The 13573-nt window shown below is 59.7% G+C and carries 11 protein-coding genes and 2 tRNA genes; 4 read left to right on the forward strand and 9 right to left on the reverse strand.

The window, feature by feature from the left end:
- Nucleotides 1-11: 11 nt before the first annotated feature.
- Both EKH79_RS01785 and EKH79_RS01790 read right to left on the reverse strand, forming a co-directional pair.
- Nucleotides 12-87: transfer RNA gene (locus EKH79_RS01785), tRNA-Ala, on the reverse strand.
- 16 nt (nt 88-103) lie between these two features.
- Nucleotides 104-1249, reverse strand: coding sequence for a ribonuclease D (locus EKH79_RS01790; RefSeq protein WP_199754090.1), 1146 nt, complete (start codon nt 1247-1249; stop codon nt 104-106).
- Between the two features lie 106 nt (nt 1250-1355).
- Between EKH79_RS01790 and EKH79_RS01795 the strand changes: the two genes are divergently transcribed.
- Nucleotides 1356-3305, forward strand: a complete 1950-nt coding sequence (locus tag EKH79_RS01795; protein ID WP_126672076.1) for a formylglycine-generating enzyme family protein — start codon at nt 1356-1358, stop codon at nt 3303-3305.
- Nucleotides 3306-3962: 657 nt separating this feature from the next.
- Here EKH79_RS01795 and EKH79_RS01800 read toward each other — a convergent pair.
- Nucleotides 3963-4047: transfer RNA gene (locus tag EKH79_RS01800), tRNA-Leu, on the reverse strand.
- 153 nt (nt 4048-4200) lie between these two features.
- Between EKH79_RS01800 and rnr the strand changes: the two genes are divergently transcribed.
- The 3 genes from rnr to EKH79_RS01815 are packed head-to-tail and all read left to right on the forward strand — an operon-like array spanning nt 4201 to nt 7777.
- Nucleotides 4201-6753, forward strand: a complete 2553-nt coding sequence (gene rnr, locus EKH79_RS01805; protein WP_425478447.1) for a ribonuclease R — start codon at nt 4201-4203, stop codon at nt 6751-6753.
- Nucleotides 6750-7493 (forward strand): 23S rRNA (guanosine(2251)-2'-O)-methyltransferase RlmB, encoded by a 744-nt coding sequence (rlmB, locus tag EKH79_RS01810; protein ID WP_126672077.1) that lies wholly within the window; start codon nt 6750-6752, stop codon nt 7491-7493. The genes rnr and rlmB overlap by 4 nt, the downstream gene beginning before the upstream one ends.
- On the forward strand, nt 7490-7777 hold the full coding sequence (locus EKH79_RS01815) for a CBU_0592 family membrane protein (RefSeq protein ID WP_126672078.1): 288 nt from the start codon (nt 7490-7492) through the stop codon (nt 7775-7777). Before rlmB ends, EKH79_RS01815 begins: the two co-directional genes overlap by 4 nt.
- A gap of 210 nt (nt 7778-7987) precedes the next feature.
- Here the strand turns inward: EKH79_RS01815 and phoU are convergent, their stop codons facing one another.
- The 6 genes from phoU to rnt form a co-directional block, all read right to left on the reverse strand.
- The gene (phoU, locus tag EKH79_RS01820; protein ID WP_126672079.1) at nt 7988-8722 is read right to left on the reverse strand and encodes a phosphate signaling complex protein PhoU; all 735 of its coding nucleotides are present in this window, start codon (nt 8720-8722) and stop codon (nt 7988-7990) included.
- A 120-nt stretch (nt 8723-8842) separates the two neighbouring features.
- Nucleotides 8843-9646, reverse strand: a complete 804-nt coding sequence (pstB, locus tag EKH79_RS01825) for a phosphate ABC transporter ATP-binding protein PstB (protein WP_126672080.1) — start codon at nt 9644-9646, stop codon at nt 8843-8845.
- The gene (gene pstA, locus EKH79_RS01830; protein ID WP_126672081.1) at nt 9639-10505 is read right to left on the reverse strand and encodes a phosphate ABC transporter permease PstA; all 867 of its coding nucleotides are present in this window, start codon (nt 10503-10505) and stop codon (nt 9639-9641) included. The genes pstB and pstA overlap by 8 nt, the downstream gene beginning before the upstream one ends.
- On the reverse strand, nt 10505-11476 hold the full coding sequence (gene pstC / locus EKH79_RS01835) for a phosphate ABC transporter permease subunit PstC (RefSeq protein WP_126672082.1): 972 nt from the start codon (nt 11474-11476) through the stop codon (nt 10505-10507). The genes pstA and pstC overlap by 1 nt, the downstream gene beginning before the upstream one ends.
- Nucleotides 11477-11584: 108 nt before the next feature.
- Nucleotides 11585-12616 carry a phosphate ABC transporter substrate-binding protein PstS gene (gene pstS / locus EKH79_RS01840; protein ID WP_425478456.1) on the reverse strand — a complete coding sequence of 344 codons (1032 nt, stop codon included), beginning with the start codon at nt 12614-12616 and terminating at the stop codon, nt 11585-11587.
- A gap of 131 nt (nt 12617-12747) precedes the next feature.
- On the reverse strand, nt 12748-13407 hold the full coding sequence (gene rnt / locus EKH79_RS01845; RefSeq protein WP_126672084.1) for a ribonuclease T: 660 nt from the start codon (nt 13405-13407) through the stop codon (nt 12748-12750).
- Nucleotides 13408-13573 lie beyond the last annotated feature (166 nt).

Below are 13573 nucleotides of genomic sequence, written 5' to 3' on the forward strand. Positions count from 1 at the left end.
TTGCGTGGAATTGGTGGAGCGGAGGAGGATCGAACTCCCGACCTTCGCATTGCGAACGCGACGCTCTCCCAGCTGAGCTACCGCCCCACGCGAGCGTTAAATGTTAGCAGTGGGCCTGGGTGGCGCCAAGCCCTGCGTCGGGCAGCAGGCTAGCCAGCCGATCGTGCAAAACAGCGCGCCGCCAGCCTTCCAGCGCCTCAGGCCAGATGGCCGTGACCACGTATTCCTCCAGCGACTTGCGCGAACAGAGCAGGCCGGGCGGGAGGTCGAGTTCGACGGCCAGGTTGTCCACGCGCTGTTTCATGGCGGACAAGGCTTGCTTGGCCGCGCCTTGCGGGTGGGGCGGAATCGGATCGGTATCGGCGATCTCGTCATCGGTTACGGGCTGCGAAAGAAGCTCGAATACTTCCTCTCGCTGTGCGGATCGCAGGGCGCGCTGGCCGCTGCTGCGCTGCTCCAGCTCCCCGAGGTACTTGGGCGGCTGTTGAGCGAGGCTTAGCGCGAGCGCATCTTCGATCAACCATGGCCGCGGACGGTCGAGCCGGCGCGCGGCGATATCGCGCCACATCAACAGGCGCCGCAGTAACGCTTGTTGTTCGCGGGGCCATTCGGCGGCGCCGCGCAATGCCACTTGCGGTTGCGGATCGCCTTCGCGCCGGCAGCTTTTTCGTTTCAGGCGCTCGCAGTCTTCAGCGTGCCATGCGGTGCGGTCGCGCTGCGCCAAACGTTCGGTCAGCTGCTGATGGATGGTGTGCAGATACACGACGTCGAGCGTGGCGTAGGCGCTTTGCGATGCGGTGAGCGGCCGCTGCATCCAGTCCGAGCGTGTTTCGCCCTTATCCAGTTCAACACCCGCCATCTCTGCAACCAGCGCGCGGTAACTGATGCCCAACCCCATGCCGGCAAAGGCAGCAGCGATCTGCGTGTCGAACAACACGCCTGGGCCCTCCGGCAACCACGGCACGAGGGTTTCCAGATCCTCGCTCGCGCTGTGCATCAGCGTGACTACGTCGTTGCGTTTCAATGGTGCCAACGCGTTGCCGATGTCGAAGGCGAGCGGGTCGACCAGCGCATAGCGTTCCTGCCAGCCAAGCTGCAACAGCGCGAGCTGCGGATAAAACGTATTGCGGCGCATGAATTCGGTATCGAGGCCAACGACCGAGCCAGCCGAAAGCTCAGCCAGCCACGGTTCAAGTTTGTCGCGTTGGTCGATCCAATCTGCCTTGGGCGGCTGGATGGGCAGGGTCATGCATATTCCTTGGGACGACAAAACCGGCGATTCGCGATTGCCCCGTCATCGGCGGTGCCATAAGGTAAGCAGCGAACCATAGCAGGCCAGCCACGGAACGCCCACCATGCCAAGCAAGGACACCGTACAACGTCAGCGTGCGCTGGGTGGGGCGCTTGGCGTCGTCGTGCTGGCGTTCGGCCTCACGTATCACTTTTTCCCCGAAGTTTTCCATGTCAGTCCGGAGGAAATCGCCAATCCGACGTCGCCGGTGACGCGTGCGGTGCCTGCTTTGGTGCCTGCCCGGGCCGGCAGCGTGTTGCCGTCCGCGCAGGAGGAAATCAACGCGGGACCACCTCTGACGCTGGCGCCCACGGCGGTGATCGCGGCGCGCCTCAATCGCAAGAGCGCGCCGTTGCCGGAGCAGCTGAGTGCCGATTCTCCTGCGGTGAAGGCGTTGATTGATCGCGCAGGCAAGGCGTTTCTGGCCGGGCAGGTTGCTGGCGACAAAAACAGCGCTGCTGCGTTGTATGGGCAGGCGTTGTCGCTCAAGCCGGACAGTCGTGCCGCTGCGCAAGGGCTGGATCAGGTGCGTACTCACCTGATTGCCGAAGTGACGCAAGACATCGCGATCGGCGATTCTGAATCGGCACGGACGCAGCTCGATTACCTCAAGTCGGTCCCCAATTCCGCTAATGACGTGGGGCCGCTTGAGGCCAGCATGAAGACGCTGACCGAAGTGCGCCCGATGTTGGCCAAGGCAGCCGACCTGCTGCAGCAAGGACACGCGGATCAACCTGCGGGCAACAACGCCTTGGAGTTGTACAGGCAGGTGCAAACGATCGACGCGCAAAACCCCGTCGCATCGGAAGGCGTGTTGCAGGTACAGCATGTCGTGCTCGACCGTGCATTGGCTGCCGTCGCGCAAAATGATTTCACCGGCGCCGAAAACGCGATGACGGAAGCGCAAAGCATCCAGCCTGAGTCGCCGCAGTTGCAGCAAGTGCACACCCAGGTGGAAGCTATTCGTCAGCAACGTGCAACGGGCGTGCTTGCGCAGGCGCGTTCTGCGCTCGATGGCGGCAACATCGCGCTCGCCAAGCAATTGGCGGGGCAGGCACAGGCGATCAATCCGCAGCTCGCGGGCATCGATGAGTTCGAGCAGCGCCTTACCAATGCGCAGTTGTATGCGAACTACAAACCCGGACAGGTGTTTACCGATCGCTTCGTCGATATGAATGGTCAATCGCCCACCATGCTCGTCGTTCCCACTGGCAAATACATGATGGGTGCGCCCGACAACGAACAAGGGCGCAGCGATTCGCAAACACCTCAGCATGAAGTCAACCTCAGCAAAGGTTTTGCGTTTTCCCAAACGGACGTCACCGTGGGTCAATTTCGTGAGTTTGTACGCGCGAGTGGCTACAAACCCGATTCGGTCACCATCGGCGGCGCTAGCGTCTATGACGAAAGCACCGGCGTGATGCGCGATGATTCAAGCGCTACTTGGGAGAGCGATTATGCAGGTCATCGCGCAAGTAACAACCTTCCCGTGGTCAATATCTCCTGGAACGATGCCAACGCGTACGTTCAGTGGCTGAGCAAGCGCACGGGCAAACAATATCGTTTGCCGAGCGAAGCAGAGTTCGAATACGCGCTACGCGGCGGAAGCACGACGCGCTACTGGTGGGGTGCCGGCACGCCCAAGACCAAGGTAGAAAATCTCACGGGTTCGCTTGATCGTTCACCCAGCGGCCGACGCTGGAGCCATGCTTTCCAGGGGTATAGCGATGGCTACTGGGGCCCTGCGCCAGTCATGACGTTTGCACCGAATGCGTTTGGCTTATTTGATATTGACGGTAACGTCTCCGAATGGACGGCCGATTGTTGGCACGACAACTACGTCCGCGCACCGGTCGACGGCAGCGCGTGGGTTAATCCGGGATGTTCCTCACACGTGATACGCGGCGGTTCGTGGGGCAGTTCGCCGGAGCAGGTTAATTCGGCATATCGGCAGGGTGCTGAAGCAAGTGTCCGCAGTGGCCGAGTTGGCTTTCGAATCTTGCGTGAACTTTAATCGAGGTTAGGCGATTCGTTTTATTTAGTCGCGAGAAATCCAACCATGTTTGTGCATCCTGGTAGGGCCTCAATATTTCGTTAAACGATTGGTCCGTACTCATCCCCAGTGGAGGTATCCATGAGAGCTAAAGCGATGACATTGATTGCGTTGCTCGTGATTGGCGGTGTGCCTTTCTCCGCAACGCAGGCACAGTCCAACAACGACACTGCAAATATCAGCAGTGCGGGTGCAATCACCAGTCAAAATCCGAGTAGCTGGATTATTGCCGTCACGGTTCAATCCGACAGTGAGGGCTCTGCGTATCAGGTAACGTTTCATGGAAACGCTCCAAGCGCATCGTCATGTACCGCGACGTCTACGACCTCCGGCATAACTGGCATGGTAGTGGCGATACCCGCTACGCCCAACCAGCTACTTGTGTCGTTTCAACAATCCGGGTCCGCGGGCGGTCAAGTTACACCCGTGACTTCGGCGTTCACTCTAAGCTGCGCGAGTTCTTGATCCTGATCGATTCGTTTTCGGTTTACACACTTTCGTGGAATGCAGGCTGCCCTATAAAAAGGGGCGGTCTCTTTAGTGCGGAATAAAGCGAAGTTGAATCCGGTCCGCCTCGAGAGCAGGCAACAAAAAAGCCGCATTGCGCGGCCTTTTAAGTGGTGCCCAGGAGAGGACTCGAACCTCCACGGTTTTACCCGCTAGTACCTGAAACTAGTGCGTCTACCAATTCCGCCACCTGGGCAGGTGTCGCAGGCGCCGTTTTGAGGCTGTGCGAGCCGCGTAGAGTAGGTGTCCGCTGGCTTGTTGTCAACCATTTCTTCACGGTTTTACCGGTCACGATAGGCGAATGCACGGGGGCATTTATCCGGACCATTCATCAAGGCGATACTAGGCCGTGACCAAAAAAAATGATCGAACCAAGGACAAGGCTCCGCGCAAAGCGGTCAAGGCAACCAAGGCCCGCTCTGGCGAGGCAAAAACCGGACGCCGGCGTACCGCGGCATCGGACGAAGGAGCGTTGCCCAAGCGGCGACACGATCCCTTCGCCGATCGCGAAGCGGAACGTTACGACAAGCCCATTCCCAGCCGTGAAGCGATTCTTACGCTGCTGGAAGAGCGCGGCGAGTTGCTGACGGAAGCGCGCATCGCCGAAGCGCTGAATCTGCATGACGAATACAGCATCACCGCGCTGGCCAAACGGCTTACCGCGATGGTGCGCGATGGTCAGCTGCTACTGGGACGTCGCGGCGGTTACGGCCCCGCTCGCAAGCTGGATCTGATCCCAGGCGTGGTACTGGCGAACGCAGAAGGCTATGGATTCCTGCGGCCAGACGAAGGCGGTGACGATCTGTATCTCTCGCCCTATCAGATGCGCAGCGTCATGCACGGTGATCGCGTGCTGGCTAGCGTGGTGGGCCTGGATCGCCGCGGTCGCCGACAGGGCGCCATCGTCGAAGTGTTGCAGCGGCGCTCGCCGCGACTGGTCGGGCGCGTAGTGGTCGACAACGGTGTGACGCTGGTGGTGCCGGATGACCGGCGGCTGCATCAGGACGTGATGATCGTGCCCGGCAAGGAACAGGGCGCGCGCGCTGGACAAATCGTCGTTGCCGAAATCTCCGATCCGCCGACGGCCTACCGCGGTCCGCTAGGGGCCATTCTCTCGGTGCTTGGCGAGCGCTTGCAGCCGTCGTTGCTGGTGGAAATGGCGATCGCCAGTCACAACCTGCCACATGAGTGGCCGCCCGAAGTATTGCGTGAAGCAGCCCAGATCGAACCGGAAGTTACGGCTGCGGAGCGCGAGGGCCTGGTCGATCTGCGCAAGACGCCGCTGGTGACCATCGACGGTGCCGACGCGCGCGATTTCGATGACGCGGTGTTTGCAGAACCGAAGCGCGGTGGTGGTTGGCGGCTGGTCGTCGCGATTGCCGATGTGTCGCACTACGTAAGTGTGGGTAGCGCGCTGGACAAGGAAGCGTACGAGCGTAGTACCTCGACGTACTTCCCCGGTTTCGTGGTGCCGATGTTGCCGGAAACGCTGTCCAACGGTATCTGCTCACTCAATCCGAAAGTCGATCGCTTGTGCATGGTCTGCGACATGCAGGTCGATGCGAAGGGCGAGGTCGTCAAGTCGAAGTTCTACGAAGCCGTGATGCGCTCGCACGCGCGCCTCACGTACGACATCGTGTGGAAAGCCATTGGCGAGAAAGATGCCGATGCGCGACATGAAGTGGCCGATGTGTTGCCGCAGCTGGAAAATCTGCACGCACTGTACAAGGCCATGGCCGAGCAGCGTCGCCAGCGCGGTGCCATTGATTTCGAAACGCCGGAAGTGAAATTCCGTCTCGATCAGACGGGCGAGGTTGAAACGGTTGGAGCCGTCGAGCGTAACGATGCGCACAAGCTGATCGAGGAATGCATGATTGCCGCCAACGTGCAGGCGGCCTTGTTCCTCGAAAAGCGCAAGATTCCCGCGTTGTACCGCGCGCACGAACCGCCGCCGGTGGAGAAGTACGAAGACCTGCAGCAGTTCCTGCGTGAGTTCAAGCTGCGCATGCCGCCGGTGGCAGAGGTGACGCCGGGCGATTACGCCGAAGTGCTGCGCAAAGTGCACGATCGCCCGGAACGCGAACTTATTCAGTCCGTGCTGCTGCGCTCGCAAAGCATGGCGGCGTATCAGCCTGACAACCGCGGGCATTTCGGTCTGGCGCTGACCGCGTACGCGCACTTCACCTCGCCGATTCGCCGTTATCCCGATTTGCTGGTGCACCGCGCGATTCGTTACGCCCTGCAGGGCGGCAAACCGGCGAACTACACCTATACCGAAGCGGCCATGGCCGCGATGGCCTTGCATTGCTCGCAACGTGAACGTCGCGCTGAGGAAGCCGAGCGCGATGTGGATGAACGTTTCCGCTGCGCGTGGATGGCCAAACACGTCGGTGAAACATTCGAAGGAACGGTTACCGGTGTGACATCGTTTGGCTTGTTCGTCGAGCTGAAAGAATCGAAGGTGTCGGGTCTGGTGCATATCAGCCAGCTTTCCAACGACTACTATCATTTCGATCCGGTGCGGCATTTATTGAAGGGCGAGCGCACGGGCGCGCAGTTCCGCCTGGGTGATCACGTACGCGTACAGGTGCTGCGCGCGAGCCTGGAAGATCGCAAGATCGATTTCCGTCTCGTGCAGGAGGGCAAAGGCGCTCCCGCGTCTGTGCCGACAACCACGCGCGCGTACGACTATTCCGCGGCAGGCGAACGCTATTCGTTGCCTGCCGGGCGCAAACCGTTACCATCGCTGCCGCCGTTGCCGGGGCGTGATAGCGGGTCAGCGAAACCCGGTGGCGCCAAACCGAGCCACAAAGCGGCCAAGGGCAAAGGCGGCAAAGCGGCTGATAAAGGCAAGCCGAAGCCGCCCAAGGGTGGCAAACATAAATCGAAAGGCAAACGATGAGCGACAGTTGGATCGTCGGGATCAATCCGGTAGAAGGCGCGTTGAGCAACGATGCCGAGCGCGTTCGCGAAGTGCTGGTGGAAAACGGTCAGCGCAACCCGCGCGTGCATGAGTTGGCGGAGCGTGCGAAAGCGCTGAAGATTCCTGTGCATCATCGTCCGCGCGAACAGCTTGATCGCGTGTCGGGTGAAGCGCGTCATCAGGGTATCGTCGCGTTGTACGAACCGCCGCCGGTGGCAAGTGAGAGCGATTTGCCGGATCTGCTTACCGTCGCAGGTTCCGATGCGCTGTTTCTGGTGTTGGACGGTGTGACCGATCCGCACAATCTGGGTGCATGCCTGCGTAGCGCGGCGGCGGCGAATGTCACGGCTGTGATCGTGCCGAAGGATCGCGCCGTGGGCCTTACGCCGGTGGTACGGCGTGCCTCGGCGGGTGGTGCAGATCGTGTTCCGTTGGTCGCTGCCACCAATCTGGCGCGCGCCATGCGTACGCTAAAAGATGCCGGTGTGTGGATAACCGGATTGGCCGGCGATACCGAGCAAGCGATTTACGATGTGGATCTGAAAGGCCCCGTGGCGCTGGTGCTGGGTAGCGAAGGCGAAGGCATGCGTCGCCTGACGCGGGAAAACTGCGATTTCGTGGCGCGTATTCCGATGCCCGGCTCCATGGAAAGCCTCAACGTTTCCGTTGCCACCGGTGTGGTGCTGTTCGAAGCGTTGCGTCAGCGAGGCGCGCGATGACGTTCTATTGGCACGATTGGGCGGGATACATCGGCGTCGTGCTGGTGCTGCTGGCTTTTTTTCTTCTGCAGGCACACAAACTGCGCGGTAACGGTTTGATCTTCCAGTCGATGAATGTGCTTGGTGCGCTGGGCGTGATGCTGTCGTTGTTGTTTGGCCACTTCAATATGCCTGCTTTCATCATGCAGGTGGCGTGGCTGATTATCGGTATCTTCGGGATTGGGCGCGGTATTCGCGTGCGACGTGAGGCGCGTGAGAGCGGGCACAAGACATCGCCGTGGTGAATGCTACTTTGAGGCGGTCACTTACCCCGTTTTGCTCGTCATCCCAGCTTTCGCTGGGATGACGATGAGGCAGCGTAAAATTACCCATTAACTTTGCACTTCTCTGACTTTGCTGAAGTCGTCCAGCAAAAATTGTGCGAGCCTCAGGCGCTGATGGGGAAATAAAAAGGGACCGTCGAGCGGTCCCTTTTTTCGTGCGTAGCGCTCGGATTATTCCGGACGATTACCCAACTTCACCGGCTCCGGGCTCGACGTCAGATCACGCTTGTCGCGCTGACCAGTCAACGGCTCACCCTTGACCTGGAACCAAACGTTCTCGGCAATGTTGGTGGCGTGATCGCCAATACGTTCGATGTTCTTGGCCATGAACAAAAGATGCGTGCAGGGCGTGATGACGCGCGGGTCTTCCATCATGTACGTGAGCAGTTCGCGGAAGTAGCCGGTATAGGCTTCGTCCAGCTCCACATCGTCCTGCCACACCTTGTACGCACGCTCGGCATCGCGGTCGCGGTAGGCACGCAGTACTTCGCGTACTTCTTCGGCGGCCAGTTTTGCCAGATACGCCAGGCCGCCAGTGGGCGTCAGCGGAGCAGCCATGGAAAGCGGAATGGAGCGCTTGGCGACGTTGGCGGCGTAGTCGCCGATACGCTCGATGTCGGCAGCGATGCGCAGTGCGGCGAAGACGTTACGCAGATCGCCGGCGATCGGCGCGCGCAGGGCCAGCAGGCGCACGACGTCGTGGCTGATTTCCTGTTCCAGCTGATCGATCGCATCGTCGTTGTGCACGACATGCTGGGCTGCGCGTTCGTCGCGGCGGTCTACCACGTCGATAGCAGCTTCCAGCTGGCTGACGGCCAGTTCGCCCATGCGAACCAGCTCGCCGGTCAGGCGAATCAGTTCGTCGTCGTAGCTCTTGATGATGTGTTCCTTGCTGCTGCCGCTCATGGGTGTTGCCTCGTTGGTCTGAAGTGGAAGAGGGGGCCTGCGCGAAGTTGTCGCGAGACTGGCCCCTCACCCCGCCCTCTCCCCAGAGGGGAGAGGGATTAAAGTGGGCGCTTTGCGCCGTTAACCAAATCGACCGGTAATGTAATCTTCGGTCTGCTTCTTGCCCGGCTTGGTGAAGATCTTTTCGGTGTTGTCGAATTCGATCAGCTCGCCCAGATACATGAAGGCAGTGCGGTCGGAGCAACGCGCGGCCTGCTGCATGTTGTGGGTCACGATCACGATCGTGTATTCGTGCTTCAGCTCTTCGACCAGCTGTTCGATACGGCCGGTGGCAATCGGATCGAGCGCGGAAGTCGGTTCGTCGAGCAGCAGTACTTCCGGACGCAACGCGATGCCGCGCGCAATACAAAGACGCTGCTGTTGACCACCGGAAAGACCGAGCGCGCTCTGCTTGAGCTTGTCCTTCACTTCATCCCACAGCGCTGCGCTGCGCAGTGCCTGCTCGACACGGATTTCCAGGTCGGCGCGCGAAAGCTTCTCGTGATGACGAATACCGTAGGCGACGTTTTCATGGATCGTCATCGGAAACGGCACCGGCTTCTGGAACACCATGCCCACTTTGGTGCGCAGGCGATTCATCGAGTAATCCTTGTCGAGAATATTCTCGCCATCGAGCTCGATCGAGCCTTTCGCTTCCAGTTTCGGATAAATCGCGTAGATGCGATTGAAGATGCGAAGCAGGGTGGATTTGCCACAACCGGACGGCCCGATGATCGCAGTGACCTGCTTTTCGGGAATATCCATGTCGATGCCTTTCAGCGCATGGTATCCGTTGTAGTAGAAGTGCACGTCGCGCACTTTGATCTTGGGCGGCGTAGCGGCGCCGGTCAGGGGCGCCGCGGTGGCGGCGGCGAGGTCATTCATAACTCACCTTCTTGCGCGAAAACATGATGCGGGTCAGCAGGCTCAACGCCAGCACGAATAGAGTGATCAACAACGCGCCGGCCCACGCAATCGCATGCAGCGCCGGATTGGGATCGTTGGTGTACTGATAAATCGTCACCGGCATGCTGGCCATCTTGTCCAGCGGGTGCAGTGTCATGAAGTTGTTGCCGAATGCGGTAAACAACAACGGTGCCGTTTCACCGGCAAGACGCGCCAGCGCGAGCAGTATGCCGGTAAGAATGCCGGAGAAGGCCGCGCGCATCAGCACTTGCATAGTGAGCTTCCACTGCGGAATGCCCAGAGAAAGCGCTGCTTCGCGCAAGGTGCCGGGAACCAGCTGCAGCATTTCGTCGGTAGTGCGAACGATGACCGGCAAACCGATCAACGCCAACGCCACGCTACCGGCAAAACCGGAGAACGAGATCGCCCCGTTCGTCAGATTCGACATCGGCAATACGATGATGACGTAGACGAACAAACCAAGCACGATCGACGGTGCGGACAGCAGAATGTCGTTGAGGAAGCGGATCGAGGCGCCAAGCTTCGTCGAGCTTGCGTATTCGGCAAGGTAGGTACCCGCGAGCACGCCGATCGGGGCGCAGATCAACAACGCCATCAGGTCCATGATCAAGCTGCCGGCGATGGCGTTGGAAAGACCGCCTTGATCGGCATACGCGGTGATCTTGGTGAACAACGATCCGCTGATGGCACTGAAACCGTTCTCTGCCGTAATCCAGAGAATCCAGACCAGGAAGATCAAGCCGATCAACGTCGCCACACCACTGAGCGCCAACGCAACAATGTTGGTGATATGTCTACGTACATAAATAACGGACATCAGCGGCCCTCCCTGCGTGCCAGCTGGCGCAGCATCAAGCGTGCGATCAACAGCACGATGAAGGTCACGACAAACAGGAGGAAGCCCAGCGCGATTAGCGCGGAGCGATGCAAACCAACCGCTTCGTTGAATTCGTTGGCGATGCTCGAGGAAATCGAGGTACCCGGCATCAGCAACGACGACGTGATGTTGTAGGAGTTACCCAGCACGAACGTAACCGCCATGGTTTCGCCGAGCGCACGACCCAGCCCCAGGAAGATACCGCCGATCACGGCTGAACGGGTATAGGGCAGCACGATATCCCACACCACTTCCCACTTGGTGGAGCCGAGTGCGTATGACGATTCCTTGAGACGCGCAGGCACCGTCTGGAACACTTCGCGCATCACTGAAGAAATGAAGGGCAGGATCATGACAGCGAGCACGACGCCCGCTGTGAGCAGGCCCAGGCCCAGCGGCGGACCCTGAAACAATTGGCCGATCAGCGGAATATTGCCGAGCGTATCGTTCATCCACGGCTCGATGCTGGCCATGAAGGGCACGAACACGAACAGGCCCCACATGCCGTAGATGATCGAGGGAATGCCGGCGAGCAATTCGATCGCCGTAGCCACCGGACCGCGCATCCAGCTGGGTGCGATCTCGGTAAGAAAAAGTGCGATGCCAAAACTTACGGGAACCGCAAGAACCAGCGCAATCAGCGACGTCACCAGTGTGCCGACAATCGGTGCGAGCGCACCGTATTGGTCTTCCACCGGATTCCAGTCGGAACTGAACAGGAAGTGGAAGCCATCCTTGAAGAGCACATCGCGGCCACCCCACAACGTGGACAGCGCAGCACCGAGCAGGGTGGCAAGGACCAGCAGGGCGCACAGACGCAACAGCAGGCGGAATATTAAATCGTGTCGTGCATCGGCGCGTGCGCGATGTTCGATATCGCGTCGGAGCGGTTCTGCGTTTATCGCTGACATGCTGAGGCGTTATCCGCGGTCGGTTTTAATCAGCACGACGCGCGCAACCGTCGGTTGCGCGCGTCGCAAGTCACTACAGCTGTTGCTGTCCTTGCGACAGCGATCAGCTTACATCTTGTATTCGCTGGCCCAGTAGGCTTCGATCTGCTGCACCAGCGTGTCTGGCAGGGGCACGTAGTTCAGCGTGCGAGCCGAATCCTGGCCGTGCTCATAAGCCCACTTGAAGAAGTCGAAAGCAACCTTGGTATTGGCAGCATTCTTCGGCGTCTTGTACATGATGACCCATGACGTGGCAGTGATCGGCCAAGCCTGAGCACCCGGAGCGTTCGTCATCAGCAGGTTGAAGTCTTTCGCGCTCTTCCAATCAGCCGTGTTGGCGGCAGCCTGGAAGCTGGCGGTGTTCGGCTCGACGACATTGCCGGCGGCATTCTTCATCTTCGCGTAGCCAAGATGATTCGTCAGCGCGTACGCGTATTCGACATAGCCGATCGAGTTCGGAATCTGCTTGATGTAAGCGGCGACGCCTTCGTTGCCCTTGCCACCGATACCGGTCGGCCACTGCACGGCAGTGCCTTCACCGACTTTCGACTTCCAATCCGCGCTCACCTTCGAGAGGTAGTCGGTGAAGTTGAAGGTCGTACCCGAACCGTCCGAACGATGCACCACATAGATCTTCGACGACGGCAGGTGCACGCCGGGATTGATCTTGGCGATGGCCGGATCGTTCCACATGGTGATCTTGCCGAGATAGATGTCACCCAGCGTCGGGCCGTCGAGCACCAGCGTGCCCGGAGCGACGCCAGCCACGTTGAACGCCGGTACGATGCCGCCGATCACGTCGGGGAACTGGCCCAGACCGAACTTGGCCAGGTCTTCCGGCTTCAGCGGCATATCGGATGCGCCGAAGTCGACCGTGCCGGCCTTGATCTGAGCGATACCGCCGCCCGAACCAATCGACTGATAGTTGATGTGATTGCCGGTCTTCTCGGCGTAAGCCGCCGACCACTTTGAGATGACGGGATAGACGAAGCTGGAGCCCGCACCAGTGATGTCGGTAGCGTGCGCCGTCATGCCGAAGACGGACGCAGCGACCGCAATGGCGAGCGCGCCGAGGCGAGACGGGAGTTTGAATGAAGTCAACACAGTGGCTCCTTTGGAGGGAAGTGGCGAGTCATGCCGTAAAGTCCCTCTATTGCAGGGGCTGGGTGTTGCAATGAGATGAGATGAATATTTCAGCCTTATGACAGTCGCAAGAATTTAGCGGCCGACGGCTAGGGCAGAGTCGAACCAACCCGTTCGAGCTCGAGCACCTCAAGTGCACGCAAGCGATTGACGATGCGACAGAAAAGCAGTGCGGTGCGCTCGGCGTCATAGACCGCCGAATGGGCTTCGCGGGCATCGAACGTATAACCGGCAGCTTGCACTGCCTTGCTTAAAACTGTCTGTCCGAAGGCCAATCCGCTCAGTGTGACGGTGTCAAACGTGCTGAAAGGATGGAACGGATTGCGCTTATGGCCGACACGGCGCACCGCCGCATTCAGAAAGCCTAGATCGAATGCCGCGTTATGTCCGACGAGGATGGCGCGCTGGCAATCGTCCTCGCGAATGGCTAAACGCACGGCCTGAAATATATGGTCGAGCGCCGCGCGTTCGTTCAATGCCCCGCGCAGCGGGTTGTCCGGATCGATGCCGGTGATTTCCAGCGAGCGCGGATCGATGTTCGCACCGGGGAAGGGTTCGACATGCGTCGATACGACCGGATGAGGGTAAAGGTTGCCCTCCTGATCCATGCCGATGGCAACGGCGGCTATTTCAAGCAGCGCGTCGCGTTCCGCATCGAACCCGCCCGTCTCCACATCCACGACTACCGGCAGGAAACCGCGGAACCGGTCGGCCATCAGCGCCGCCATGCTGTTGTTGAGTTGCTCCATCGGACAAGCATATCAGCCGCCCCGGCGATTCCGTTTGCCATGTGGCGAACCGTATGGTTTGTCTTCGTTCTGTCACATAACATCCATCTAACGGTAAAGCTCCCGCTTGATCATGCCACCAACCCGCCGGTCGCCTCAGGGGAATCTAAGGTGTCCATCGCGGATC

This window comes from Dyella dinghuensis, assembly GCF_003977615.1.
Lineage (GTDB): Bacteria > Pseudomonadota > Gammaproteobacteria > Xanthomonadales > Rhodanobacteraceae > Dyella_B > Dyella_B dinghuensis.

Bases quoted from the DNA above. Each gene is read 5' to 3' on its own strand.
- EKH79_RS01790 (WP_199754090.1), bottom strand. From the start codon at position 1,249: ATGACCCTGCCCATCCAGCCGCCCAAGGCAGATTGGATCGACCAACGC.
- EKH79_RS01795 (WP_126672076.1), top strand. From the start codon at position 1,356: ATGCCAAGCAAGGACACCGTACAACGTCAGCGTGCGCTGGGTGGGGCG.
- rlmB (WP_126672077.1), top strand. From the start codon at position 6,750: ATGAGCGACAGTTGGATCGTCGGGATCAATCCGGTAGAAGGCGCGTTG.
- EKH79_RS01815 (WP_126672078.1), top strand. From the start codon at position 7,490: ATGACGTTCTATTGGCACGATTGGGCGGGATACATCGGCGTCGTGCTG.
- phoU (WP_126672079.1), bottom strand. From the start codon at position 8,722: ATGAGCGGCAGCAGCAAGGAACACATCATCAAGAGCTACGACGACGAA.
- pstB (WP_126672080.1), bottom strand. From the start codon at position 9,646: ATGAATGACCTCGCCGCCGCCACCGCGGCGCCCCTGACCGGCGCCGCT.
- pstA (WP_126672081.1), bottom strand. From the start codon at position 10,505: ATGTCCGTTATTTATGTACGTAGACATATCACCAACATTGTTGCGTTG.
- pstC (WP_126672082.1), bottom strand. From the start codon at position 11,476: ATGTCAGCGATAAACGCAGAACCGCTCCGACGCGATATCGAACATCGC.
- rnt (WP_126672084.1), bottom strand. From the start codon at position 13,407: ATGGAGCAACTCAACAACAGCATGGCGGCGCTGATGGCCGACCGGTTC.